The 26159-nt window shown below is 64.3% G+C and carries 22 protein-coding genes; 11 read left to right on the top strand and 11 right to left on the bottom strand.

Annotation, left to right across the window (positions count from 1 at the left end):
• Window positions 1-4 precede the first annotated feature (4 nt).
• The 4 genes from EJ074_RS25605 to EJ074_RS25590 all read right to left on the bottom strand — a co-directional run bounded on the left by EJ074_RS25605 (window position 5) and on the right by EJ074_RS25590 (window position 4067).
• Complete coding sequence (locus tag EJ074_RS25605) at window positions 5-781, bottom strand: ATP-binding cassette domain-containing protein (protein WP_095808634.1); 777 nt, start codon at window positions 779-781, stop codon at window positions 5-7.
• On the bottom strand, window positions 778-1770 hold the full coding sequence (locus tag EJ074_RS25600) for an ABC transporter permease (RefSeq protein WP_095808633.1): 993 nt from the start codon (window positions 1768-1770) through the stop codon (window positions 778-780). Before EJ074_RS25600 ends, EJ074_RS25605 begins: the two co-directional genes overlap by 4 nt.
• Window positions 1771-1930: 160 nt before the next feature.
• Window positions 1931-2920 carry a substrate-binding domain-containing protein gene (locus tag EJ074_RS25595; RefSeq protein ID WP_245420593.1) on the bottom strand — a complete coding sequence of 330 codons (990 nt, stop codon included), beginning with the start codon at window positions 2918-2920 and terminating at the stop codon, window positions 1931-1933.
• Window positions 2921-2975: 55 nt separating this feature from the next.
• The gene (locus EJ074_RS25590) at window positions 2976-4067 is read right to left on the bottom strand and encodes a LacI family DNA-binding transcriptional regulator (protein WP_095808631.1); all 1092 of its coding nucleotides are present in this window, start codon (window positions 4065-4067) and stop codon (window positions 2976-2978) included.
• Window positions 4068-4204: 137 nt separating this feature from the next.
• Between EJ074_RS25590 and EJ074_RS25585 the strand changes: the two genes are divergently transcribed.
• Entirely contained in the window at window positions 4205-5236 is a 1032-nt protein-coding gene (locus EJ074_RS25585; protein WP_095808630.1) for a hydroxyacid dehydrogenase, read from the top strand.
• A 116-nt stretch (window positions 5237-5352) separates the two neighbouring features.
• On the opposite strand, the gene EJ074_RS25580 is transcribed toward EJ074_RS25585, so the two are convergent.
• On the bottom strand, window positions 5353-6030 hold the full coding sequence (locus EJ074_RS25580; RefSeq protein ID WP_095808629.1) for a GntR family transcriptional regulator: 678 nt from the start codon (window positions 6028-6030) through the stop codon (window positions 5353-5355).
• 142 nt (window positions 6031-6172) lie between these two features.
• Between EJ074_RS25580 and EJ074_RS25575 the strand changes: the two genes are divergently transcribed.
• The 8 genes from EJ074_RS25575 (at window position 6173) to EJ074_RS25540 (ending at window position 14967) form a co-directional block, all read left to right on the top strand.
• Window positions 6173-6760: an amino acid synthesis family protein gene (locus EJ074_RS25575; RefSeq protein ID WP_095808628.1), complete on the top strand. Its 588-nt coding sequence runs from the start codon at window positions 6173-6175 to the stop codon at window positions 6758-6760.
• Entirely contained in the window at window positions 6753-8543 is a 1791-nt protein-coding gene (locus EJ074_RS25570) for an alpha/beta fold hydrolase (RefSeq protein WP_095808627.1), read from the top strand. Before EJ074_RS25575 ends, EJ074_RS25570 begins: the two co-directional genes overlap by 8 nt.
• A gap of 5 nt (window positions 8544-8548) precedes the next feature.
• Window positions 8549-9607, top strand: a complete 1059-nt coding sequence (locus EJ074_RS25565) for an LLM class flavin-dependent oxidoreductase (protein WP_095808626.1) — start codon at window positions 8549-8551, stop codon at window positions 9605-9607.
• Window positions 9604-11079, top strand: a complete 1476-nt coding sequence (locus EJ074_RS25560; RefSeq protein ID WP_095808625.1) for an aldehyde dehydrogenase — start codon at window positions 9604-9606, stop codon at window positions 11077-11079. The genes EJ074_RS25565 and EJ074_RS25560 overlap by 4 nt, the downstream gene beginning before the upstream one ends.
• Before the next feature lie 63 nt (window positions 11080-11142).
• Complete coding sequence (locus EJ074_RS25555) at window positions 11143-12147, top strand: ABC transporter substrate-binding protein (RefSeq protein WP_095808624.1); 1005 nt, start codon at window positions 11143-11145, stop codon at window positions 12145-12147.
• Between the two features lie 84 nt (window positions 12148-12231).
• Complete coding sequence (locus EJ074_RS25550; protein ID WP_095808623.1) at window positions 12232-13092, top strand: ABC transporter permease; 861 nt, start codon at window positions 12232-12234, stop codon at window positions 13090-13092.
• A gap of 1 nt (window position 13093) precedes the next feature.
• Window positions 13094-13894, top strand: a complete 801-nt coding sequence (locus EJ074_RS25545) for an ABC transporter permease (protein WP_095808622.1) — start codon at window positions 13094-13096, stop codon at window positions 13892-13894.
• Window positions 13891-14967, top strand: a complete 1077-nt coding sequence (locus tag EJ074_RS25540; protein WP_095808621.1) for an ABC transporter ATP-binding protein — start codon at window positions 13891-13893, stop codon at window positions 14965-14967. The genes EJ074_RS25545 and EJ074_RS25540 overlap by 4 nt, the downstream gene beginning before the upstream one ends.
• 5 nt (window positions 14968-14972) lie before the next feature.
• Here EJ074_RS25540 and otsB read toward each other — a convergent pair whose 3' ends face one another.
• The 4 genes from otsB to EJ074_RS25520 all read right to left on the bottom strand — a co-directional run bounded on the left by otsB (window position 14973) and on the right by EJ074_RS25520 (window position 20950).
• On the bottom strand, window positions 14973-15755 hold the full coding sequence (gene otsB, locus EJ074_RS25535; protein ID WP_095808620.1) for a trehalose-phosphatase: 783 nt from the start codon (window positions 15753-15755) through the stop codon (window positions 14973-14975).
• Entirely contained in the window at window positions 15752-17545 is a 1794-nt protein-coding gene (locus tag EJ074_RS25530; RefSeq protein ID WP_095808619.1) for a trehalose-6-phosphate synthase, read from the bottom strand. Before EJ074_RS25530 ends, otsB begins: the two co-directional genes overlap by 4 nt.
• A 145-nt stretch (window positions 17546-17690) precedes the next feature.
• Window positions 17691-19853 (bottom strand): amylo-alpha-1,6-glucosidase, encoded by a 2163-nt coding sequence (locus EJ074_RS25525; RefSeq protein ID WP_095808618.1) that lies wholly within the window; start codon window positions 19851-19853, stop codon window positions 17691-17693.
• 38 nt (window positions 19854-19891) lie between these two features.
• Window positions 19892-20950, bottom strand: a complete 1059-nt coding sequence (locus EJ074_RS25520; RefSeq protein ID WP_095808617.1) for a glycosyltransferase family 4 protein — start codon at window positions 20948-20950, stop codon at window positions 19892-19894.
• Window positions 20951-21164: 214 nt separating this feature from the next.
• Here EJ074_RS25520 and EJ074_RS25515 point away from each other — a divergent pair, with 214 nt between their 5' ends.
• On the top strand, window positions 21165-22370 hold the full coding sequence (locus tag EJ074_RS25515) for an ROK family transcriptional regulator (RefSeq protein ID WP_095808616.1): 1206 nt from the start codon (window positions 21165-21167) through the stop codon (window positions 22368-22370).
• A gap of 89 nt (window positions 22371-22459) precedes the next feature.
• Here the strand turns inward: EJ074_RS25515 and EJ074_RS25510 are convergent, their stop codons facing one another.
• Complete coding sequence (locus EJ074_RS25510; protein WP_095808673.1) at window positions 22460-23836, bottom strand: aspartate aminotransferase family protein; 1377 nt, start codon at window positions 23834-23836, stop codon at window positions 22460-22462.
• Window positions 23837-24008: 172 nt separating this feature from the next.
• Between EJ074_RS25510 and EJ074_RS25505 the strand changes: the two genes are divergently transcribed.
• Window positions 24009-25136: an NAD(P)/FAD-dependent oxidoreductase gene (locus EJ074_RS25505; RefSeq protein WP_095808615.1), complete on the top strand. Its 1128-nt coding sequence runs from the start codon at window positions 24009-24011 to the stop codon at window positions 25134-25136.
• Window positions 25137-25150: 14 nt separating this feature from the next.
• Here EJ074_RS25505 and doeB read toward each other — a convergent pair whose 3' ends face one another.
• Window positions 25151-26155 carry a N(2)-acetyl-L-2,4-diaminobutanoate deacetylase DoeB gene (gene doeB, locus EJ074_RS25500; protein ID WP_095808614.1) on the bottom strand — a complete coding sequence of 335 codons (1005 nt, stop codon included), beginning with the start codon at window positions 26153-26155 and terminating at the stop codon, window positions 25151-25153.
• Window positions 26156-26159: the final 4 nt, after the last annotated feature.

Below are 26159 nucleotides of genomic sequence, written 5' to 3'. Positions count from 1 at the left end.
AAGCTCAGCCTCGTTGTTCATGCGCCGCCGCGGCGGCCGTGTCGCCGCCGCCGACGATGCGGCTGACGACTTCATTCATATTCGTCTTGGCGGTGACCAAGTCAGCGTCCGCGCGGCCGTGGCGGAGCACGACGATGCGGTCCGTGACCGACAGCACGTCGTTCAGCCGGTGCGAGATCAGGATCACAGCGATGCCTTCCGACTTCAGTCGGCGGATCAGGTCGAGCACGCTCTGCACTTCGCGCACGGCAAGCGCCGCCGTCGGCTCGTCCATGATGACGAGCTTCGGATTGAAAGTGAGAGCACGGGCGATCGCCACCGTCTGCTGCTGGCCGCCCGAGAACGAACCGACCGAGCGGTTGATCGAGGGCAGATGCGCCCCCAGCCGCGCGACCATCCGCGCTGCCTCGCGATCCATCGAGGCCTTGTCGACGAAGCCGGGGAAAAGGCCGAACAGCCGCTTCGTCGGCTCGCGGCCGAGAAAGATGTTGGAGGCGACGTCCTGTTGTTTGGCGAGCGAAAGATCCTGATAGATCATCTCGATGCCAAGTCGCCGCCGCTGACCGGGATCGAGCGCAAGGATGTCCTTGCCGTCGAACTCGATCGATCCGGTGTCGGCGCGGTAGATGCCGGTGATGGTCTTCATCAGCGTCGATTTGCCGGCGCCATTGTCGCCGACCAGCCCGACCACTTCGCCGGCCGCGACCGCCAGGTCGACGCCGTGCAGCACATCGACCGCGCCGAAGCTCTTCCGAATGCCGTGGAGCGAGAGAAGGGTCATACGCGCGACTCCTTCCTGACCTGATACTGGTCGATGAAGACGGCGAGGATCAGCACCGCGCCGATCGCCATCTGTTGGTAATAGGACTGCACCGCAAGCAGCGTCAGCCCGTTCTGCAGCACCCCCATGATCAGCGCGCCGATCATCGTGCCGAGGATCGAGGCGCGGCCGCCGAACAGGTTGGTGCCGCCGATGATCGCGGCGGTGATCGCGGTAAGCTCATAGTTGATGCCGGCGGTCGGGTCGCCGGCGTTGACCCGGGCGGTGAAGAGCAGGCCGGCAAGACCGGCGAGCGCGCCGGACAGCGTGTAGATGATGCGGCGGTGATGTTCGACCCGGATGCCGGCAGCGCGCGCCGCACCCTCGCTGTCGCCAAGCGCCAGCGTGTGCCGGCCGAAGCGCGTATAGGCGAGCACCGCGTGCGCGACGATCGCGGTGAGCACGAAGATGATCACCGGCATCGGAATGCCAAAGGGCCTCCCTTGCCCGATATAGACGATCTCGGGCGGCAAGCCATAGATCGCCCTGCCCTGCGAGATGACGAGCGCCAACCCGCGCGCCAGGCCGAGCATTCCGAGCGTGACGATGAAGGCCGGCACAAAGGCGCGGGTGACGAGTTGTCCGTTGATGTAGCCGGCGATGCCGCCTGCAAGGATGCAGACAATCACCAAGAAGACTGACGGCCAGCCGAGATTGACGACGACGAAGGCTCCCATCACGCCGGCGAGCCCCATCACCGAGCCGAGCGATAGATCGAGCCCGCCCGAGCCGATGACGAAGGTGGCGGCGATTGCCAGAACCCCAATCGTCGAGGTCGCCAAAAGGATGTTGAGGAAATTGCTGAGCGACAGGAAGAAAGGCGACAGCAAAGCCATCGCCGCGCTCAACCCCAGCAGCACCAGCAGCGACTCCAGCCTGATGTGGAGCCGTTCGACGGATGTGCGCTGCACCCGAGCCCAGAAACCGGGCTGCGCCGTTTCGGAAGACATGTGTTTCACCCTTCGGGTAGGGGAATAGGGGAGTAGGTCAGTAGGGGAGTAGGGAAATGCGGTAGCTCGGGACCCAATCGGAGAAGCGCAAACTATCGCCCCACCTACTCCCCTATTCCCTTACTCCCTTACTCCCTTACTCCCTTACTCCCTCTCTTCCTCACTTCACATACTGCAGCATCGGCTCCTTGCCGGCGTCGATCAGGTCCTTGGTCAGCACCAGGGTTGGCACGGCGACGCTCTCCTCGACCTTCTCGCCGGCCAGTGCCTTCTTGACGTTCTCGACCGCCTGCTTGCCGACCAGATAGGGAAGCTGCGCAACGGAGGCGTTGAGGCGGCCTTCCTTGATCGACTTCACCGCATCGACATTGCCGTCGACGCCGATGATCGTCACTTGCTCACCCTTGCCACCAGCATAGATCGACTCCACGGCGCCCAGCGCCATGGTGTCATTGGCGCAGAAAATGGCAACGAGATCGGGATGCGCCGTCAGCGTGTCGGTGGCGATCGAGGCCGACTTGTTGCGATCCCAATCACCCGGCAGCGAAGCGACGATCTGCAACCCGGGCGCCAGCTCCTTGAGCTTGTCGGCAAAGCCCTTGGCGCGCTTCTCGCCGGTGATGTTGCCCGACAGGCCTTCGATCACCAGCACCGGACCCTTGGCATCCTTGCCGAGCTTGGAGACGAGGTATTCGGCCCCTTGCGCGCCCGCAGCCACATTGTCGGAACCGATATGGAAGGTGACCTTGACGCCTTCCTTGTCGAGGACCGCCTGGTCGAGATTGTTGTCGAGGTCGACGATCTTGATGCCGGCGTCCTGCGCCGACTTCAGGCAAGGCAGGAGGTTGGTCGAGTTGATGGCAGCCGTGATCATCGCCACCGGCTTGCGTTCCAGCATGGTGTTGCAGAGGTTGAGCTGCGGCTCGGCCGCCTGGTCGCTTTCGGCCGCCTGCTGGAAGTATTTCACGCCGGCTTCCTTGGCGCCGTCGGCCACGCCCTGGGCCATAGCGCCCCAGAACGGATTGGCGAGCGTCTTCATCAGCACGCCATATTCGCCGTCCTCGGCCTTCGCAGCACCGATGGCCGACATTGCCAAAGCGACGCCAAAGGCAAGCGTAAATCGATTTATCTTAGGCATGAATGCTGTCATGTTTTCCTCCCTGTTGATGTCACGCGCCGCAAGCCAGAGCCAGGTGCGGCGCCACTCAGTTGTCGACAATGGGGCTATTGTCGGTCACCTCCCCCGAATGCGGGCCGCTGCCTGGCGAGCCAACGGATTCCCGCATCAACACCTTGCAGGGTTCGAGCCGCGCCCTTGGTGGGCCGCCCTGCCCTTCGATCCTGCGAAACAGAACCTCCATCGCATTGCTGGCGATCTCGTGCACCGGCTGCACCACGGCTGCAATTGCCGGCCATGTCACCTGCATCCATTCGGCGTCGTCGAAGCCGACCAGCGAAATGTCGTCCGGGCAGTGCCAGCCGCGCCGCCGAAATTCGGAGAGCGCCACCAGCGTGCCCTTGAGGAACAGCGAATAGACCGCGGTCGGCCGCTCGCCCTTGTCGACGCCCTTTGTGAAATAGTCGCGCAGCAGCGCCCGCAGCGGCTCGACCTCGCTTTCGGAAACCACCACGTCGATACGAATGTCCGGCGCCAGTTGCAGCGCCGTGCTGCGAAATCCTTCAAGACGAGCGCGCACCGTCGCCGCCTGCTGGCCAAGACCGACGACCAGGATGTGGCGGTGCCCTTTGCCGACAAGCGCGCGCGCCACCTCCGCGCTTGCCGCTGCGCTGTCGGCCGAGACGGTATCGAAGGCATCGTCGGCAAGCACGCGGTCGATGAGCACGCCGGTCATGCCGTTCGCCTTCATGAAGTCGGCCGCCGGTCCATGCTCGTTGCGCACCGGCGCCAGCACGACGCCGGCGACACGCCAGTCGTGCATGCGGGCCAGAATCTCCTTCTCGCGCGCTTCCGATTCGCGGCTGGAGGCGGCGACCAGCGTGTAGCCGCGCTGCTCCGCCAGGCTTTCCAATTGAGTGACCATCTGGCCGAAGAATTCGCTCTCGAACTCGGGCATGATGGCGCCGATGATGCGGCGCTTGGCCCGCCGCATGTCGGAGGCGAGCGGATCGACTCGGTAGCCGAGCAGTTCGACGGCATCGAAAACGCGTTGCGCGTTTTCCGGCTTCACCGTGGTGACGCCGGCCAGGACCTTGGAGACGGTGGCCGCGGACACGCCGGCATGGCTGGCCACGTCGTGGATCGACGGCCGCCGCTGCTGGGCCTCCTGTTGCGACATTTGATCTCCTCCCGCGGCGGGCGGCCACTCCAACCTTTGCCTAATCTAATCGATAAATCGATTTTTTGGTATTGTAAATCGTTTCATCAGGAGTAAAACACCGATAAGATGATCCAATCGCGCCGGGAGGATGAACCATGCCCGACAAGGCCTTGCCGCTGGTGATCAGCGCGCCCGAACCGCGCACACTCGACCTCATCTTCACACCCCCGCAGCTCGCGCTTTTCCGCAGGAAATATCGCATCGTCGAAACAACGCCAGAAGGCCTGTCCGAGTTGCCGACGGATATACTGGCCGAGGCACGCTATATCGTCGGTCAGCCACCCATCGCGCCGGAGACTCTGGAGAAGTTGCAGGCGCTGCGCTGCATCTTCAACGTCGAGACCAATCTCGTCAACAACATGCCTTATGAGACGCTGTTTGCCCGCGGCATCCACGTCGTGACCACCGGCCTTGTCTTCGCCGAGCCGGTGGCGGAGCTCGGTCTTGCCATGGCGCTCAACCTGGCGCGCGGCATCGTCGATGCCGATCTCGCCTTCCGGCAGGGCAAGGAACTGTGGGGCGGCGACGGCAACCAGACCGCCCGGCTGCTCTCCGGCGCCGAGGTGGGCATCATCGGCTTCGGCGACCTCGGCCGGGCGCTCAATCGGCTGCTCTCCGGTTTTCGCACACGAACCAGGGTCTACGATCCATGGCTGCCGCCATCGGTGCTCGTCGAGCATGGCGTCGAGCCGGCCAAGCTCGACAAGGTTCTCTCGGAAAGCGATTTCGTCTTCGTCGTCGCCTCCGTGACCAGCGAGAACCAGGGCTTCCTTGGAGCCGACGCCTTCGCGAAGATGCGGAAAGGGGCAGCCTTCATCCTGCTCAGCCGCGCCGGCGTCGTCGATTTTCCGGCACTGATGGCAGCGGTGAAGAGTGGCCATATCGTTGCCGCCAGCGACGTTTTTCCAGAGGAGCCCCTGGCCAAGAAACATCCGGTGCGCACCCTGCCCGGCTTCCTGCGCTCGGCGCACCGCGCCGGCGCGCTCGATATTGCCTTCAAGCGCATGGGCGACATGGTGCTGGAGGATATGGACCTCCTTGACCGCGGGCTGCCGCCGATGCGCTCCAAGCGCGCCGAGCGCGAGACCGTTTCGCGAATGCGCTCCAAGCCGGTCGACAGGAATTGATGAAGAGCACTTCTCGGAAATTGCGCAGCGGTTTTCCGGATCGGCAATCGTATCGAAGCTGAACCGCCGCAGCCGCCCGAGCGGCGGTGACTTCGAAATGCAAGATAGCGTGTAGCCTACACGGCGCCTCGCCGAAGCGCATTGCGGGCGATTCGCCAGGCGGTTTCGACATGCCGCCGTGCCGCCGCTTCGGCCTCCTCCGGCTTGCGTGCGCGGATCGCGTCCATGATCGCGTTCATCTCGGCAATGGCCGGCTCGCGGCGATTGGGGGATGCGATGGTCATGGAGCGCAACTGATTGATGCGCATGTTGAGCCCGTTGACGATTTCCCAGGCCATGGGTTTGTCGGCGGCTTCGAACAAAACCTCATAGAATCTTGCCGTCGCGCGCATCACCTCGACCGGCGCACCCGATGCCCAGGCCTCGACCAGCTTTTCCAGCGCCGCATCGAGCAAGGCGATCTGCTCGCGCGTCGCCGCCGCCGCGCACGCCTTCGCGGCCAGCCCTTCGAGCAAGGCGCGCAATTCGTAGATCTCGTCGGTGCGGCCGAGATCTGGCTTGGCCACGGCAGGGCCATGGCCCGGGACCATTTGCACCAGGCCCTCGGCTTCGAGCTGCCGCAACACTTCGCGCACCACCGAACGGCTGACCCCAAGCTGGTCGCAAAGCGGCCGCTCGACCAGCCTTTCGCCGGGCTGGAAGTGGAAGTCCATGATCGCCTCGCGCATGCGCTCCAGCGCCAGTGTTCTCAGCGTCTTTGCCGAGCGATCGATCCGCAGCGTGTCCTCAGTCATTCTCTTCGGCCTCTTACGTCGCTCAACAGAACAGATTCCATGGCCCGTTGACAAGGTACGCGACGTTCCGTAGTATGGTATACCATAAGATGATGTCAAAATCGATGCGACCCGCGACGCGGTGATTATCGGAGGAACTTCAGTGAAGCCGGCCATCCGCAAGATCGTGACGTATGTCGAGAACACGCTGATCGAGGGCGGCAAGGCAGCGCCGCAGCCGCTGCGCCTGATCGGCGTCGCCGCTGTTCTCACCAATCCCTGGGCGGGTCGCGGTTTCACCGAGGATCTATCGCCGGAGGTCCGCGCCTTTGCCCCCGTGCTCGGTGAAACGCTGACGCATGAAATCATCGCCGTCGCGGGCTCGGGCGAAGCGATCGAAGGCTATGGCAAGGCTGCCATCTGCGGCACGTCGGGCGAAGTCGAGCATGCGTCGGCGCTGATCCACACGCTGCATTTCGGCAATCACTATCGGCGCGCCGTCGGGGCCAAGACCTATCTCGCCTTCACCAATCTGCGCGGCGGCCCGAACACGCCGATCATGATCCCGCTGATGGACAAGAACGACGAGGGCCGCCGCTCCCACTATCTCACGGTGCATTTCCAGATCGGCGACGCCCCCGCCCCCGACGAGCTGGTGGTTGCGCTCGGCGCGTCCATCGGCGGACGCCCGCACCACCGCATCGGCGACCGCTACCAGGACCTGAAGGAACTCGGGGATCTGCATGGCTGACGCCGCGATGATCCGGAGCACGGCTCCCGATGGCACCGGCTTTATCCGGGCCGGTTCCGGCGCGCCTGTCCTTCTCATCCACGGCGTCGGCATGGATGCTTCGATCTGGCAGCCGCAGATCGCCTCGATGCAGGACCGGTTCGACCTCATCGCCATCGACATGCTCGGCCATGGCGTCTCCCCCCTGCCCCCGGAAAATGCCGGTCTGTCCGACTTCGCCGAGCAGGCTATCCGGCTGCTCGATCGTCTCGGCCTCAAGCGCGTCGCGGTCATCGGCCACTCCATGGGCGCGCTGGTCGCGCAGGAGATCGCCCTTCGTTCCCCCTCGCGCGTCAGTTCACTCGTCTGCCTCAATGCCGTGTTCCGCCGACCGCCCGAACTCGCACAGGCGGTGCGAGATCGAGCGGCCGCGCTCGGCGGCCCCGGCGATCCGTCAGCCATAGCCGCGACGATCGCCCGCTGGTTCGGCAATCCTGTCCCGCCCGCTCTGGAAGACGCGGCCGCGACGGCCCGCGCAGCGCTCGAAAGCGTCGATGCGGAAGGCTATGCACGAACTTATCGGCTCTTTGCATGCGCCGACACGGCGCATGCCGATCACCTGGCCGCTCTTGCCGCGCCGGCTCTTTTCATGACCGGGTCCGAAGACCGCAACTCGACCCCCGCAATGTCTGCCGCGATGGCGCGGCTCGCGCCGGCGGGGCAATGCCTTGTGCTCAATGGCGAAAAACACATGATGACAATCGCTTCGCCGGCAAAAGTGACTCAGCACATCACTGCATTTCTTGACCAAGTGGCGGACGTTTCGACAAGCGTTGACGTCGGCCCCGTATTCGACGTCGTCGAGTTCCGGCGTGCGCTCGGCTCCTTCCTGACCGGCGTCACCATCGTGACAACCATCGACGAGGCTGGCGACCCGCGCGGCTTCACTGCCAACTCCTTCACCTCGGTCTCGCTCGAACCGCCGCTCGTGCTTGTCTGCATCGCCAAGAAGGCTCTCGGGCACCAGGCCTTCTCGACTTCCAGGGGCTTTGCCGTCAACATCCTGTCGGAGGCCCAGAAGTCTGCGTCCGGCATCTTCGCCTCAAAGGCCGCGGACAAATTCGCCTCCGTGGTTTGGCAGCCCGGACAAACCGGAAATCCTCTGATCGATGGGTCGGTCGCGGTGTTCGACTGCGGCATGGAAAAGTTGGTCGACGCCGGCGACCATTCGATCCTCATCGGCCGCGTCCAGGCTTTCACCCATAGTGGCGCCCAGCCTCTCGGCTATTGCCGGGGCGCCTATGTCGCGCCGGGGCTCAGCCAGGAGGCCCTTGCCGCCGCACCGCCCGGAACCGAGGTCGGCGCCATCCTGGAAAGCGAAGGCCGCGTGCTGTTCTTCGAAACCGCCGACGGTTCTTATCAACTGCCGTCCGGACTTGGCCTTGGCACCGCCAGCGACGCTCGCAGCCTCAAGGGACGGCTCGCCGCCAAGGCCATCGATGCCGAACTCGGCTTTCTCTTCGCTGTATGGGACGATGCCAAGGACGCCGCCCGCACGCATGTCTATTATCGCGGCACGGTACAGGCTCCGCTCCCCGATGACGGCCAACTCCGCCTTGTCGATATCGAGCGGCTTGCCGATTTGAAGATCGCCGACCCGGCTGTCCGCTCGATGCTCGCCCGCTATGCGCGCGAACGCACCGAGGATCAGTTCGGCGTCTATATCGGCAACGAGGTCGAAGGCGAGGTCCGGCCGCTCGCCAAGCCAGCGCTGTCAGCGACAATCCATACCAGCCACGGGTGAGACCGATGAAGTTTTCGCTTTTTGTCCATATGGAGCGCTCGGACCTCGCCAAGCCGCATTCCGAGCTGCTGACGGAACTGGAAGAACTCGTCCTGCTCGCAGAACAGGCGGGCTTCGAAACAGCCTGGATCGGCGAGCATCACGGGATGGAGTTCACCATCTCGCCCAATCCGTTCATCAACATCGCCTATCTCGCCGCGAAAGCGAAAACCATCCGCCTCGGCACCGGAACCATCATCGCGCCCTTCTGGCACCCGATCAAACTTGCCGGCGAGGCGGCGATGACCGACGTCATCGCCGGTGGCAGGCTGGATCTGGGCATCGCGCGCGGCGCCTACAGCTATGAATACCAGCGCGTCTTCCCGGGGCTGGACGCCTGGGGCGCCGGTCAGCGCATGCGCGAAATGATACCGGCGATCCGCGGCCTCTGGGACGGCGACTACGAGCATTCCGGCGAGTTCTGGCAGTTCCCGCCAACCACATCCTCCCCCAAGCCCTTGCAAAAGCCCTACCCGCCGATCTGGGTCGCCGCCCGGGACCCGAATTCGCATGACTTTGCCGTCGCCAACCAATGCAATGTGCAGGTCACGCCGCTTGCCTCCGGCGACGGCGAGGTGGCGAGCCTCATGGATCGCTTCAACACTGCCTGCGCCGCCCATCCGCAGATCGCACGGCCGGAGATCATGCTCTTGATGCACACTTTCGTCGCCGAGGATGCGGCCGATGCCGACCGGCTTAGCCACGACCTGTCGACCTTCTATTGCCAGTTCGGCGCCTGGTTCCAGAACAAGAAGCCGGTGCATCAAGGCATATTGGCGCCGCTCACTGCCGATGAGACTGCGGCCATGCCGCAATATGCCCCGGACAAGATGCACCAGAACCTGGTCATCGGCGAAGCCGTCGAGGTGATCGCCAGGCTCAAGACCTATGAGGCGCAGGGCTACGACCAGTATTCGATCTGGATCGACAGCGGCCTCTCGCATCAGCGCAAGAAGAAATCGCTGCAGCTCTTCATCGACAGGGTGATGCCGGCCTTCCGGACGGCTGAAGCGAGGTCGCCATGAGCAGCACCGCCTTCAGGAACTACATAGACGGCCAGTTCGCCGAAGCGTCCTCCACCTTCGACAGCATCGATCCCTCAACGGGCATGCCCTGGGCGACGATGCCGGCCGCGACCATTGCCGATGTCGACCGCGCTGTGGAGGCCGCGCACCGGGCGTTGCGCTCCGGTCCCTGGGCGGCGATGACGGCGACCGCGCGCGGCAAGCTTTTGGTCAGGCTCGGCGATCTCGTCGCCGCCAATGCCGGCCGGCTGGCCGAGTTGGAGACACGCGACACCGGCAAGATCATCCACGAGACGCGCGCGCAGATCGCCTATGTCGGCGACTACTACCGCTACTATGGCGGGCTGGCCGACAAGCACGAAGGCGCCTTCATCCCGATCGACAAGGCCGACATGGAGGTCACCGTGCGGCCCGAGCCGATAGGCGTTGTCGCGGCGATCGTGCCCTGGAACTCACAGCTCTTCCTGTCTGCGGTCAAGCTCGGCCCGGCGCTGGCTGCCGGCTGCACCGTCGTCCTCAAGGCTTCCGAGGATGGCCCGGCGCCCCTCCTCGCCTTCGCCGAGCTCGTGCACGAAGCTGGATTTCCGGCCGGAAGCGTCAACATCCTGACCGGCTTCGGGCATGATTGCGGGCATCGCCTGACCAGCCATCCGCTGGTCGCCCGCGTCGCCTTCACCGGCGGCCCCGCGACTGCCAGGCGCATTGTCGCCAACACGGCCGAGAACCTCGCCTACACGACGCTCGAGCTCGGCGGCAAGAGCCCGGTCGTCGTCTTCGCCGACGCCGATCTCGACAGTGCCGCCAACGCTGTCGTGGCCGGCATCTTCGCGGCAACGGGGCAGAGCTGCGTCGCCGGCTCGCGGCTTCTTGTCGAGCGCTCGGCAAAGGACGACTTCCTTGCGCGACTGAAACAGAAGGCCGAAGCCATCGCCATCGGCGACCCGCAGGATCCCGCCACCGAGATGGGGCCGCTCGCCACCTCGCGCCAACGCGAACGTATCGAAGCGATCGTCGCGCAAAGCGTGGCCGGTGGCGGCCGGCTGGTCACCGGCGGCGGCCGGCCCGAGGGCAACTCTGTTGGCTTCTACTACGCGCCAACGATCGTCGAGGCGCCGGATCAGGCACTCGCCTGCGTGCGCGAGGAGTTGTTCGGCCCGGTGCTCAGCGTGCTCGCCTTCGACACCGAGGCGCAAGCGCTGGCGCTCGCCAACGACACGCCCTTCGGGCTCGCTTCCGGCGTCTTCACCAGCAATCTCGCCAAGGCGCATCGCGTGGCGCGCGGCATCCATGCCGGCGTGGTCTGGGTCAACACCTACCGCGCCGTGTCGCCCCTGGTCCCGTTCGGCGGCTACGGCCTTTCAGGGCTTGGCCGCGAAGGCGGCCTCGATGCCATCCGCGATTACACGCGCTCGAAGTCGGTGTGGATCCGCACCTCCGACGATCCGATCCCCGATCCCTTCGTCATGCGCTGAGGCGCCAAGGCGACGGTGCACTGAAGAACAACAAACGGAACAGACCAATCAGAGGAGAATGACATGAAGCTGATTTTCGCCGGCATCCTTGCCGGGCTGATGGCGACCACGGCCGCAAAGGCCGACGAAATGGTGTTCACCAGCTGGGGCGGAACGACCCAGGAAGCCCAGACGAAGTCCTGGGCAGAACCCTTCGCGGCCTCGTCCGGCATCAAGGTTCTGCAGGACGGTCCGACCGACTACGGCAAGCTGAAGGCCATGGTCGACGCCAAGAACGTGACCTGGGACGTCGTCGACGTCGAGATGGACTTCGCCATCAAGGCGGCCAAGGACGGCCTGCTCGAGCCGATCGACTTCGCCGTCGTGCCCAAGGCCGACCTCGACCCCCGCTTCAGCAACGAGCATGCCGTCGGCAGCTTCTACTATTCCTTCGTTTTGGCCTGGAACAAGGGCGCCGTTTCCGGTGAGCCGGCAAGCTGGGCCGACATGTTCGACACCAAGAAGTTCCCCGGCAAGCGCACCTTCTACAAATGGTCGGCGCCGGGCGTGATCGAGATCGCGCTGCTCGCCGACGGCGTGCCGGCCGACAAGCTCTATCCGCTTGACCTTGAGCGCGCCTTCAAGAAGCTCGATACCATCAAGTCGGACATCGTCTGGTGGGGCGGTGGCGCCGAATCGCAGCAATTGATCGCCTCCGGCGAAGCCGCCTTCGGCCAGCTCTGGAACGGTCGCGTCTTCGCGCTGGAGAAGGAGGGCGCCGATGTCGGCGTCTCTTGGAACCAGAACCTGACCGCCGCGGACGTTCTCGTGGTGCCGAAGGGCGCCAAGAACAAGGACGCTGCCATGAAGTTCCTCGCCGCAGCGGCCAGCCCGACCGGCCAGGCGAAATTCGCCGAGGCGAGCGGCTACGCGCCGATCAACACCAAGGCCAAGGCCGAGATGCCCGCCGACGTGGTCAAGGGTCTGCCCGACGCCCATGTCGACGGCCAGATCAACCTCGACATGAACTACTGGGCCGAGCATCGCGACGAGATCGCCACGCGCTGGTACGCATGGCAGGCGAAGTGACGTCCGCGCATTTCTGACAAGGATCGGGACGGCGCCGTCCCGATCCCCAACTCGGGATAGCGCCCACAACTTGGGAATACCGACATGTCGGTGGAAGCACGGCAAGGCATCGCGATCACGCGAGTACCGGCGGGCCTCGGCGGCCTGGTGCCGGCGCTGGCCCTGATCGGCCTGTTCTTCGTCGTCCCAGTTCTGGCGCTGCTGCTGCGCAGCGTCACCGATCCCGCGCCCGGCCTGCAGAATTATGCGGCGCTGCTGGGCGACGGCACTTACGCACGGGTGTTCTTCAACACCTTCCTGGTCGCCTTGGTCGTCACGATCGTCACGGTGCTCGTCGCGTTTCCGGTCGCCTGGATGCTGGCGATCATGCCGCCGGCGCTCGCCTCGATCCTGTTCGGCATCATCATCCTGTCGATGTGGACCAACCTGTTGACGCGAACCTATGCCTGGATGGTGCTGCTGCAGCGCACCGGCGTCATCAACCGGGCGCTGATGGCCGTGGGCATCATCGACCAGCCGCTGCCGCTCATCAACAATCTCACTGGCGTCACCATCGGCATGGTCTACATCATGCTGCCCTTCATGATCCTGCCGCTGGTCGGCAGCTTGCGGGCGATCGACCCGATGACGCTGCGCGCGGCCGCGCTTTGCGGCGCGAGCCCGCTCGCCGCCTTCCGGCGCATCCTGCTGCCGCTCTCGCTTCCCGGCATCGCCGCCGGCGGCCTGATGGTGTTCGTCATGTCGCTCGGCTACTTCGTCACGCCGGCGCTGCTCGGCGGCACCTCGAATATGATGCTCGCCGAAATGATCGCGCAGATGATCCAGTCTCTGCTCAACTGGGGGCTGGGCAGCGCCGCCGCTTTCATCCTGCTCATCGTCACCATGGCGCTCTATGCGCTGCAATTGCGCCTCGTTGGCGCCAAGCGCACGGCGGGAGGCGTCTGAAATGCTGCTCGACTATGACCGCCTCGGCTGGCTGAAACCTGCACTGCTCGCCTTCACCATGCTGGTCGCGGCCTTCCTGCTGCTGCCCGTGATCTTCATCGTGCTGCTTTCCTTCGGCTCGTCGCGGTGGCTGGCCTTTCCGCCGCCCGGCTGGACGCTGAAATGGTATCAGGAGCTGTTCGCCGATCCGTCTTGGATCGAGGCGGCGCTCACCAGCGCCCGTATCGCGGCGATGACGGCGGTGCTCGCGGTGGGCATCGGGATGCTCGCTTCTTTCGCGCTGGTTCGCGGCAATTTCGGTGGGCGCGAGATCCTGCGCGGTCTGCTGCTGACGCCGATGGTGCTGCCGGTCGTCGTCTTCGCCATCGCCATCTACGCTTTCTTCCTGCGTCTGGGGCTCGGCGGAACCACGGTCGGATTCGTCATCGCCCACACCGTGCTTGCGCTTCCCTTCGCCATCATCCCGATCGCGACGGCGCTTGAAGGTTTCGACAAGTCGATAGAGGACGCGGCCATCGTCTGCGGTGCGAGCCCTATGCAGGCCAAGCTTAGGATCACTCTGCCGTCGATTCGCATCGGCATCTTCTCCGCTGCGATCTTTTCCTTCCTCGCCTCCTGGGACGAAGTGGTCGTGGCGATCTTCATGGCCAGCCCCACCTTGCAGACCTTGCCGGTCAAGATCTGGGGCAGCCTGAGGTCCGACCTCACACCCGTCATCGCCGCCGCCTCCAGCCTGCTGGTCGCTCTGACGCTCGCCCTGATGGTCGCGACGGCACTCTTGCGCCGGAAGCTGCAGACATGACCCAGCCCTTCCTCTCGATCCGCAAATTGCGCAAGGCATTCGGTGCCTTCACGGCCGTTCATGACGTGACGCTGGACATTCCGAAGGGCCAATTCCTGACCTTTCTCGGACCGTCGGGGTCGGGCAAGTCGACGACGCTCTATGCCATCGCCGGCTTCCAGGATCCGACCGCGGGCGACGTGCTGCTGCAAGGGAAGTCGCTGCTTTCAGTGCCCTCGCACAAGCGTAATATCGGCATGGTGTTTCAGCGCTACACCCTTTTCCCGCATCTGAGCGTCGCCGAGAACGTCGCCTTCCCGCTCCGCGTTCGCCGTCGGCCTGACGTCGAGGTCAAGCGCAAGGTGGCCGACATGCTCGCCCTGGTGCGTCTCGAAAGCTTCGCCCAGCGGCTGCCGGCCGCGCTCTCGGGCGGCCAGCAGCAGCGCGTCGCGCTCGCCCGCGCGCTGGCTTACGATCCGCCGATCCTGCTGATGGACGAGCCGCTCTCGGCGCTCGACAAGAAACTGCGCGAGGAGATCCAGGCCGAAATCCGCCGCATCCACCGCGAGACCGGCGTCACCATCCTTTACGTCACCCACGACCAGGAAGAAGCGTTGCATCTGTCGGACCGCATCGCGCTGTTCAAGGAGGGCCGCATCGAGCAGATCGGCACGGGCGAAGACCTCTATCTCAGGCCGGCCACCGATTTCGTCGCCGGCTTCATCGGCAATTCGAATTTTCTCGCCGCCGAGCATCTGGAAACCGTAGGCGGGGCCTCCACCATCCGCCTCGGCGACGGCTCGCTTGTCTCCGGCATCAACGCAAATGGCAGCTTCGAGCGGGGTCAGAAAACCAGACTGATGATCAGGCCGGAGGCGTTTCGTCTCGAACGCGATGTGAACAACGCCGAGCTTTCCGTCGAGATCGTCGATGTCGCCTTCTACGGCGAGCGTCGACGCATCGTCGCGCGCACGGACGCCGGACAGGAAATCGACATCAGGCCGACATCATCGGCCGCGACAACGCATGATGCATCGCCCGGCCGGCGGCAGGTGTTTTTCGATCCGGGCAGTGCCTTCCTGTTTCCCGCTTAGCAGCGCTATGCAACCAGACCGCTGCGGCCTGCCTGTTTGGCCGGATCGCCGAAATTGGCCTCGAGCCAAGCGATCGCACCTGTGACGTCCTCAAGAACGAAGCGTGCCGCCGTCTCGCCCTGCGGCTTCACCCGGATCGACACCCCGCCGGCGGCATTGACCGTGTCGAAGCCGTTTTCATCCGATGTGTCGTCGCCGAGGAAAACCGGGCGCCGGCCGGTGAAGGGATCGAGTTGCATGAAGCGCCGGATTGCCGCGCCCTTGGCCGCTTCGAGCGGCATCAGCTCGACGCCGGCATTGCCGGCAATGACGCGATATCCTTGCGGCAATCGGGCAAGCGCCGTCTCGACCAGTTCCGTCGCGCGAGCCAGGAGATGCGGCGCCGCCCTTGTATGGATAGCAAGCACCGGGCCCTTGCGCTCGACATAGACGGCCTTGCTCGCCAGTTCCAGTTCGATCTCGTCGGCAAGTGCGGCCATGTCCGCCGGCTCGTCGGCGGCCTCGATCTGCCCGTCCGGCGTCAGCCTGTGCTCCAGCCCGTAGAGGCCGGCGATGCGCAGTTTCAAGGGCTTGAAAAGGTGGTCGACGGCCGCAATCGAGCGGCCGGTGATGAAGGCGAGCGCACCGTCCAGCTGGCGCTCGATCGTTTGCAGAAGCAGACGAAGCTCTGCGCTGACGGACACACTATCCGGATGCGCGGCGTGCTCCAGCAAGGTCCCGTCGATATCAAGGAAGAGCGCCCACCGGCCTTCGGGAAGGGCCGGCGTCAGGTCTGTTTGAATATTCATCGGTAACCGGCTGCCTGTCTGCGTTCGAAGATGGAGACGACATTGTCGTCGTTGGGGTTCGCCAACCGGTCGGACAAGGCCGTGACCCGGTCGAGCTCGCTGCGCTTTCGCAGTCGTGCCGCGTCGAGCAGCATGCTGCCGGCCCAGCGATAGACATTGTTGTCGCGCACGATCTCGCGCATGCGCCGCATGCGCTCGCGCTGTTCGTCCGGCCCCATGGTCAGCGCCTGCAGCATAGTCTCGCTCATCGTCGCCGCGTCGTAAGGGTTGACGATGAGCGCCTCCAGCAGCTCGCGCGACGCACCGGCGAAGGTGCTGAGCAGAAGAACGCCCTGCTCGTCGTCGCGCGCCGAGACGAACTCCTTGGCCACCAGATTCATGCCGTCATGCAGGCTGGTCACCAGGCAGATATCGGCCGCGCGGTAGATTTCGTAGACACCCTTTTGGGAATGATGCTCGGCCACCATGACGACGGGGCGGTAGGTCTCGTTGCCATAGCGCTCGTTGAGTTCATCGGCGAGGCGCAGGCATTCCTCATACAACTGCTTGTAGGCCGGCAGTGTGCCGCGGCTGGGCGCCGCGATCTGCAGGAACACCACCTTGCCGATCGTTTCCGGGTGTCGGATGAACAGCTCTTCCAGCGCATGGAAGCGGTCGAGGATGCCCTTGGTATAGTCGAGACGCTCGACCCCGACGCAGAGCTTGGCATCGGCCGGAATGCCGAACCGCTCGCGGACGTGCTCTCGGGACTCCTCGACCGACGGCAGGTTTTTCAGTAGCGCGACAGGCCATTCGATCGAGATCGGATAGGCATGCACCAGCGTCGTCTGGCCGCCATAGGACACGGCGGCATCGGCGCGTTCGATCCGGCTCTCCATGAAGCGGTCGACGCTCTCGGTGAAGTTGTTGGCGTGGAACTGGGTGTGGAAGCCGATGATCGAACTGCCCAGCAGCCCGTCGAGAATACGCTCGCGCCACGGGCAGATGCTGAAGACTTCCGAATTCGGCCAGGGAATGTGCCAGAAGGTGATGACGATCGCCTCCGGCAGGCGCTCGCGGATCATGCGCGGCAACAGTGCGAAGTGATAGTCCTGGACCAGCACGATCGGCCGTTCGTTGGTCGCCTCGGCCACCACCGTGTCGGCAAATTTCCGATTGACGGCTTCATATGCTTCCCAATCGGAGGCGCGGAAGATCGGGCGGGTGAAGGCGATATGGCACAGCGGCCACAAGCCTTCATTGGCAAAGCCGAGGTAATAGCCCTGATATTGGTCGTCCGTCAGCCAGACCCGGCGCAGCGTGTAGGAAGGATCGTCCGGCGGCACCTGCACGCGATCGTGCCTGTCGACGACGACATGGTCGGCGCTGCCGCCGCCATAGGCGATCCAGGTGCCGGCACAGGCGCGCGTGATCGGCTCGAGCGCGGAGACCAGTCCGCTCGCCGGAACCACCAGTTCCACACCGCCATCGTTGTTCTCGTTGTGGATATAAGGCTCGCGGTTGGAGACGACGATCACCTGCGCGTCCGGCAAGTCCTCTGCGAGGATCTTGCGCAGCGTTTCCGGTGACCAGGTAACGAGTGCTGCGTCGACGGACTGGCCGTTCTTCTCGAATTCGCGCAACACCTTGCGCGCGGCTTCCGAAGCGACATCGTCACCCGAGGCAAGTATGGTCGCCGCCTTTGAATGCTGACGATGGTGCCTGGATATTGAAAGAAAGATCGCGAAAGCGGAGAGTCCGAGACTTGCAAGGATAAGGACCCACAAAAGGTCGACGCCATACTGTGTCATTGAAGTGCCAGGTTGCCTCCGGCTGTCCGCTCTTTGTTTTCGTTTTTGCCGGCTACCGGGAGACCGGTCTAAGTTGGCAAACGCACGGCACGGGTATCGGTTCCGACATTTTTCGATTGCCGGATGTGCCTTGGGAAGTCTTGTTCTAGGTTCTTACGATGAGCGGCACCTGGCCCTCATGGCGGTCGGACAGGAAAGCAACCACGCGGTCGCCGACCCGCTGGAAGGTGAGATCCACCGCTTTGTCGCCGACGCTCAAATGCCGGAGCGTAAGCGTGTCGATGCCGATCGGCAGCCTCGGACGCGTGACCCGCAATTCGCCCTTCCAGCCGTCGATTTCCAGGCCGAGGCAGGCCTGCATCAGCATGAAGGCGGAGCCCGCCGACCACGCCTGCGGCAAACAGGCGACAGGATAGGCTATCGGCGCCTCGCCGGGCGCCCGGGTGAAGCCGCAGAACAGTTCCGGCAGCCTCATGTTGAAATGCACGGCCGACTCGAACGTGCCGCTCATCAGCCGCACCACGCTCTCGCGTTCGCCATAGCGGGCCAGGCCGACGCCGCAGAGCGCCGTGTCATGCGGCCAGATCGAGCCGTTGTGATACGACATCGGATTGAAGAAGATGGCGTCATCGGCGAGCGTCCTCAGTCCCCAGCCGGAATGGAAGGAGGCCGACAGCAATTGCTCGGCGACGGTCTTGGCGCGCTCCGGCTGCGGCAGGCCGACAAAGAGCAGATGCCCGGCATTGGAGGTCCGCACCTTGCAGGGCTCGCCATCGCCGTCGATGGCAAGAGCGTAGAAGTTGAGATCGTCCATCCAGAAGTCGCGCTCGACGGCCAGCCGCATCTCCTCGGCGCGGTTTTCCCAATGCTCGGCATCCGCAAACTCGCCGCGGCGGCGTGCGAGTGCCGCAAGCCCTCGGAAGGCGGCAAACACATAGCCTTGCACCTCGACCAGCGCGATCGGCCCCTTGGGGATGCGCCCGTCGGCATGGAAGACGGAATCGAAGCTGTCCTTCCAGCCCTGGTTGGCGAGACCGGACTCGGCGGCGCGCTGATAAGTGACGAAACCTGTGGCGCGGCTGGCCTCTTCCGTCCATTCGGCAGCCGCCTTGAGCGATCCCCAGAGCTTGTCGATGAAGGCCATGTCGCCGGTGCGGTCGGCATAGGCGGCGGCGAGATGGATGTAGAGAGGGGTGGTGTCGACGCCGCCATAGTAGCGGCCGAAAGGAAGCTCGCGCAGCGCCGCCATCTCGCCCTTGCGCGTCTCATGCATGATCTTGCCGGGTTGGGAGTCGCTGAAGGGCGACGTCTCGGTCGCCTGGTGCTCGGCCAGGAATGCCAGCACGCCGCGCGCCAGTCCGGGATTGAGCCAGAGCATCTGCAGGCTCGAGATCACGCCATCACGCCCGAAGGCTGTCGAGAACCAGGGAATGCCGGCGTAAGGATAAGGCCCGGTCGGGAGTTCGGTGGTGAGCAGCGCGACGTCGGCGCGGGCGCGCTCGACCCAGTCATTGAAGACGCGGCCGGAACTGCGGATGGTGGCGCCGTGCCGGCGCTTGGCGCGCATGCCGAAGCGGGCACGCGCGGCGGCGGCGCGGAAGCGGTCGCGGTTGGGAGCCTCGGAAGCTTCCGGCCCGACTTCGATATAAAGCAGCTTCTTGCTGCGCTTGGTCACCGCGATCAGGAAGTCAGCACGATTGTCCCCCAATTTGTCAGGCGCCTGCGAGAAGGAGATCGCCGACAGCCGCGGCAGTCCGTCAAGACCGTCATAGCCGAGCATGACGGACTCCTTCTCGGTCTTGGCGACATGCGCCGTGCCGCGCTTCGGCCGCGTCGACCCGCGCACCTCGAACATGTCGCGGAAATCGGCGGCGAAGTGCAGCGAGACCATGATGGTCGAATGCTCGCGGCTGTAGTTGGACAGCGTGATGCGCTCGAACAGCCTGTCCTGCCAGAGCAGCCTGACGCGTTCGATATGGATCGCGCCTTGCGGAATATCGCGCCCGGCGGCGCTCTGGATCGGCAGATTGGTCAGGTTGCTGGTGAACAGCACATTGTCCTGGCTGAGCGAGGCGCCGAGCAGCGACATCTGCCTGCCGCCGACGGTCAGCCGGAATTCGGAAAGCACACGGGTGTCATCGCGGAAGAAGCCGTCGCCGGCGCCCCTGATGTCGCCATAGGCGTCGGCGACCGCAAAACAATCACCCTGCTTGAGAGCGAACAGCCGGTGCGGCTCCCGTGGCGCCGTTTCGTCGAGTGAGGCAAGGGCCACAGCGGGATCGAGCTTTCGCTCGTCGAGCTCCATCATTTATCACCTCTTCGTGTTCCCGCCCGAAGCAGTGAAGGTCAGGAGGCTCTTGCCTCCTGGGCGCCGCTCAACCGCATATAGGCGGTGAGGTAGTCCCGCGCCATTCTGGTCGACGAAAACCGCTTTTCAAAGACCGCCCTCACCTGTCGCCGTTCGAGCCTTAAAAGGGAGGGAACCATCGCGACTGCGTCGTCCGCGGAGTCCACCACGAAGCCGGTCACGCTTTGATCGATGATCTCAGGCAGAGCCCCGCAATTCCAGGCGATCACCGGCGTGCCGCACGCCATCGCCTCGATCGCCGCAAGACCGAACGGCTCCGGCCAGTCGATCGGAAAGACGAGCCCGGCGGCATTGCCGAGAAATTCCGCCTTCTCATCTTCCGCGATCTCACCGACATAGTCGATCCGATCGCCGTCAATGAGCGCTTCGATCTCATCATGGAAATAGGCGCGGTCGTCGTCGCCGATCTTGGCCGCCAGCTTCAGCTTCAAGCCGGAACGCCGCGCGATCTCGATCGCCCGATCCGGCCGCTTGTCGCGCGAAAGACGGCCGAGAAAGGCCAGATACGGCTCTTCGGCTGGTGCGTCATAGTTGGGCTGGTAGGCGTCGATCGGGATGCCGTGATGGATCGTCGCGATCCAATTGGCCTCGGGCAATCCCCGCTTCTGGCTGTGCGAGATGGAGATCATCGGAAAGCGCGGGAAGCGTCGATAGGCCGGCGCGAGATCGACATAGTCGAGCCTGCCATGCGGTGTTGTCACCGTCCGTTCTGCAATGTGCTCGAAGAACGAGAAATGCTGAAAATGACTCAAGTGAAAGTGGATGACGTCGAACTCGCCGGCCCGCGCACGGACGTCCGAAAGCATGGCGAGATGCGCGGCGATCTCCGATTTCTTCGGTCTTGGATCGAGGCGTATGGCCTGATCGCGTCCCGGCACCAGGCGCGCCGACGTTTCGCTGTCGCCGCTCGCGAACAGCGTCACATCATGCCCGAGTTCCACCAGCGCTTCGGTGAGATACGAGACGATGCGCTCGGTGCCGCCATAAAGTCTCGGAGGAACGGATTCATAGAGCGGCGCGACATGGGCGATGCGCATTGCTTCCCTCAAACTGTTGATGGGAAGCAAAATGCGTCAGCCGCCATATCGTTCCTGCGCGATTGGCCGCAGTGCCGTAGAGCCGGATCGATGTTGGGTCGCGGGTCCATCTCAAAGGACCGGACCGACAATCCTCAACCCTCAAAGCTCTCAATTAAATCAACTTGATTTTCTTAAGTGGTATCATACACTTGCCTTGACTGGTACCTATCTCATGACGCTCAAGAAAGCCATCTCCGGCACCAATCTCGAACAGGCGAAGTCTCACAACAGGCGTGTCGTGATCGAAGCGATCCGTACCAACGGCGCTCTGTCTCGGGCGGCGATCGCGCGATTGACCGCGTTGTCGTCCCAGACCATCTCCAACATTGTCGAGGAGTTGGAGAAGGCCGAGCTGCTGCGGCCGGAAGCGACGCTGAGAGGTGCCCGCGGCCAGCCGGCTGTTCCCTATTCCATCAATCCAGATGGCGGCTATTCGATTGGGCTGCAACTCGACCATCAGCTCGCCGTCGGGGTCGTAACCGACCTCTCCGGCACGGTGCGCGGGCGCGTCGAGAAGAGCGTCGACCGTCCGACGCCGGCCGAAGCAATGCCGCTCCTGGCTGAGATCGCCCGCGAGCTGATCGACCTCACGCGCCTGGACCGGACGCGGCTACTGGGGATCGGCATGGCGATGCCCGGGCCGTTCGGCGTCGAAGGCATGACCTCGGTCGGTCCGACCGCCCTGCCCGGCTGGCACGACTTTCCGATGGCGGAAGAACTGGAACGGCTGACGGGCATTGCGGTGACTGTCGAAAACGATGCCACGGCGGCCGCCATTGGCGAACGGCTCTATGGCGTGGCGCGCAACCTCGACAGCTTCGTCTACCTGTTCCTTGGAACCGGGCTCGGCGCCGGCCTCTTTCTCGACGGCCATCTCTACAAGGGCAGCCGGCACAATGCCGGCGAGATCGGTCATATCATCGTCAAGCCGGACGGCCTGCCCTGCGGCTGCGGCAAGCGCGGCTGTCTCGAGCGCTACGTCTCCCTGCGCGCGGCTTACGAGAGACTGGATCTGCCCGATCCGGACCACGCATCGCCGGAAGTGCTCGAAGAGCTGCTGGCAAATGGCGACAGCCGGCTCGATGATTGGATCCAGGAAGCGGTCGATCCGCTGCGACAGGCGATCGACGTGGTCGAGATGGCGCTCGACCCGGAGACGGTGGTGCTGGGCGGCTTCATGCCGCTGCCGGTCATCGAGGCCCTCGTCAGCCGGCTCGAGCCACTGCATCTCTCGGTCAGCTCGACCAGCGCGCGGGTGACGCCGCGGGTGCTGGTCGGCGCCGCCGGCAAGGACACTTCCGTTCTCGGCGCCGCCGCGTTGCCGATCTTTTCGGAGACCAACCCGCAGTTCGACGTGCTGCAGAAGCCGGTCGGCTGATCAGCCATAAGAACGGCATCAACATTGTGGCGCGCTGAAGCGAGCAAGACTTGCGCTGGCTGGCCGATCGCCGGCGAGCCTCGGCCGTTTCATCGGTTCGGATGAACCTGCGGCAGGGCCGCATCGAGCGACCGCTCGAACGCGTCGACCACGGCATCGACCTGCGCCTCAGTGATGATCAGCGGCGGGCAGAAAGCGATGGCGTCGCCCATATTGCGCGAGATGACGCCGTTCTGCTGCAGCAAGCCGTTGACCAGCGCGCCGAGCGCGGCCGGCTTGCCCCACGGCGCCTTGCTCGCCCTTTCGGCGACCAGTTCGACAGCGGCTATGAGGCCAACGCCGCGCACTTCTCCGACCAGCGGATGCGCGGCGAGCTTGCGCAGCCGCGCCTGCAGATGCGCGCCGGCCTTGCGTGCATTGCCGACGAGGTCGCGTTCCTCGATCAGCTTGATGTTTTCCAGCGCCACGGCCGCGGCGACCGGATGGCCGCCGCCGGTGAAGCCGTGGCCGAAGGTGCCGATCCGGTCGCTCTCGTCGGCGATCGGATCGAACACCTTATCATTGATCAGCAGCGCCGAGATCGGCAGATAGGAGGAGGAAATCTGTTTCGACAGCACCATGATGTCGGGCTTGATGCCGAAGGTCGTCGAGCCGAACATCTCGCCGGTGCGGCCGAAGCCGCAGATCACCTCGTCGGCCACCAGCAGGATGCCGTATTTCGACAGCACCGCCTGGATCTTTTCCCAATAGCCGGCCGGCGGAACGATGACGCCGCCGGCGCCCATGATCGGCTCGCCGATAAAGGCGGCGATCGTGTCCGCCCCCTCTGCCAGGATCAGTTTCTCGAGGTCGTCGGCCAACCGGCTGGAGAATTGCTCCTCGCTTTCGCCGGGTTCGGCATCGCGCCAGTGATGCGGCGTCGACGTGTGCAGCACGTTGGCGATCGGCAGGTCGAAGGAAAGATGATTGTTCGGTAGGCCGGTCAGGCTGGCGGAGGCGATGGTGACGCCGTGATAGCCGCGCTTGCGGCTGATGATCTTCTTGCGCGCCGGCTGGCCGAGCGCGTTCGACCGGTACCAGATCATCTTGATCGCCGTGTCGTTGGCCTCGGAACCGGAATTGGTGAAATAGGCCTTGCTCATCGGCACCGGCGCCATCTGCACCAGCTTCTCTGCCAGGTCGATCAGCGGGACATGCGCCTTGGATCCGAAATCGTGATAGAAGGGCAGCTTCGACATCTGCCGGGTCGCTGCCTCGACCAGCCGCTTTTCCGAAAAGCCGAGGGCGACGCTCCACAGGCCCGCCATCGCCTCGATATAGCGGTTGCCGGCGATGTCCTCGACATAGATGCCGTCGCCCTTTTCGATGACGAGCGGACCCGCTTCCTGATGCTTGCGCGCATTGGTGTAGGCATGCAGATGATAGCGGATATCGCGGGCTTCAGGGGAATTCGGTCTGTCGTCCATGATGGCTCCTGTCTGCATTCGCGGCGGCCTGCTTGATGCATCATGGCGGGATGCGGCCGCAAGAGCCGCTGTGGCAGGATCGATAGCGCCATGAGATTTTCAAGACCGACAGAGACGGTATAGTCCCTGCTAAGGGCTGCGGCGCAGCGCATGCGCAAGCGAAGGGACATGCATGGAACAGGTTGACTGCGTAGTTGCCGGCGCCGGCGTGATCGGACTCGCGATTGCGCGCAGCCTGGCCGCGAAAGGCCTCGATACGCTTATCCTCGAGGCGGCCGACGCCATCGGCACCGAGACAAGTTCACGCAATTCCGAGGTCATCCATGCCGGGATCTACTATCCTCGAGGGTCGCTGAAGGCCGAGTTCTGTCTTGCTGGACGAGAGATGCTCTATCGCTACTGCGCGGAGCGCGCGGTTCCACATCGGCGCTGCGGCAAGCTGATCGTGGCGACGGATGAAGCCCAGGAGCCAGTGTTGGCCACCATCCACGCCAATGCCGCAGCCTGCGGTGTCGGCGATCTGCGTCTCCTCGCCGCCGCGGAAGCGCTGACCCTTGAGCCGGCGCTGTATTGCACCAAGGCGCTGCTTTCGCCGTCGACCGGAATCGTCGACAGCCACACGCTTATGCTGACGCTGCTCGGCGACGCCGAGGAAGGTGGCGCGATGCTGTCGCTCAACACCCGCATCGTTTCGGGCCGCATCGAAGCCGGCCGCATTGTTCTCCAGACGACCAATGCGACCACCGGTGAAAGCTTCGAGATAGCCACTTCGCGTCTCGTCAACGCCGCCGGCCTCGGCGCGGTCGCGCTCGCTGGCTCGCTTGATGGATTCGACCGGCAGTTCCTGCCCACGCTCCGCTACGCCAAGGGCAACTACTTCTCGGTGGCCGGCCGGGCGCCCTTCTCCCGGCTGGTCTATCCGGTGCCCGAGCCTGGCGGGCTCGGCGTCCACCTGACGCTGGACCTTGGCGGCACCGCCCGCTTCGGCCCCGATGTCGAATGGACCGATAGGCTTGACTATGGGGTCGATCCATCGCGCGGTGAGCGCTTCTATGCTGAAATCCGCAAATACTGGCCGGAACTCGCCGACGAAAGCCTGCAGCCCGCCTACAGCGGCATCAGGCCCAAGCTTTCCGGCCCGGGCGAAGCCAACAGTGATTTCGTCATCCAGGACGCACCGACCCACGGCGTTGCGGGTCTGGTCAATCTGTTCGGCATCGAAAGTCCCGGGCTGACGTCCAGCCTGGCGGTCGCAGAGCATGTGGCGCGCATCCTGATGCCTGACTCGCGCCGAGCCTGACGGATTGCCAAGAGTCAGCCGAGAACCTCGACGGCCAATACTGAAACGCAGTCGCCGGCCTTGACCAGCCCAGGAAAATGTCGCGCGGCCAGCAAGCCGGACATTCTGGCTCTGATCTCCTGAGGCGCGACGCCGGTGCGCCCGATCGAATGGATGCGCGCCACGACCTGGCCCTCTTCCACCGTCTCGCCGAGATCGACCATTGTCTCGATCATGCCGTCATCCTCGGCGAAGGCGAAGCAATCGCCCGAAGGCATGTCGAGCCACTGGGTTCTGCTCTTCTCGACCGCGCCATCGACAATGCCGGCATGGCGAAGCACGTTGAGGATGCCGCGGCGGGCGATGCGCACCGTCTCGGCCCGGGACGTGCCCCCGCCGCCGAGTTCGGTGGTGACGAAGACCTTGCCCATTTCCTCGGCCGCCGTGTCATACATGCCGACGGTGTCGATCTCGGCCATGCGCATCGAGAAGGGTGCCGAAAAAGCCTCCACCGCGGCAAAGGCCTTGGCTTCCTGCACCTTGTCCGGCAGCGTGTGCGCGGCGCAGAACGGCACAAAGTCCAGCGTCTTTCCGCCGGAATGGAAGTCGAACACGATGTCCGCGCGCGGCAGCAATTCGCGCTGGAAATAGTCGGCGATCTTCTCCGTCACCGTGCCGTCCGGCCGGCCGGGGAAGCTGCGGTTCATATTGCCTTTGTCGATCGGCGAGGTCCGGCTGCCGGCCCGGAACGCCGGATAGTTCATCGCCGGCACGATGATCACCGTGCCGGAGACATGCTGGGGATCGAGCGTGCGGGCGAGCTCGTAAAGCGCCAGCGGCCCCTCATATTCGTCGCCGTGATTGCCGCCGGTGAGCAGCGCCGTTGGCCCCTTGCCGTTGCGGACGACACAGATCGGGATGGTCACCGAGCCCCAGGCGGAATCGTCGCGGCTGTAGGGCAGGCGCAAGAAACCGTGCTGAACGCCGTCGCGCTCGAAGTCGACGGTCGCGGCGATCGGCGATGGACGCAGAGCTGACATCGGC

Origin of the sequence: Mesorhizobium sp. M3A.F.Ca.ET.080.04.2.1, assembly GCF_003952525.1 — a bacterium.
Classification (GTDB): Bacteria; Pseudomonadota; Alphaproteobacteria; order Rhizobiales; family Rhizobiaceae; genus Mesorhizobium.
This window is presented reverse-complemented; position numbering and strand designations above follow the sequence as displayed.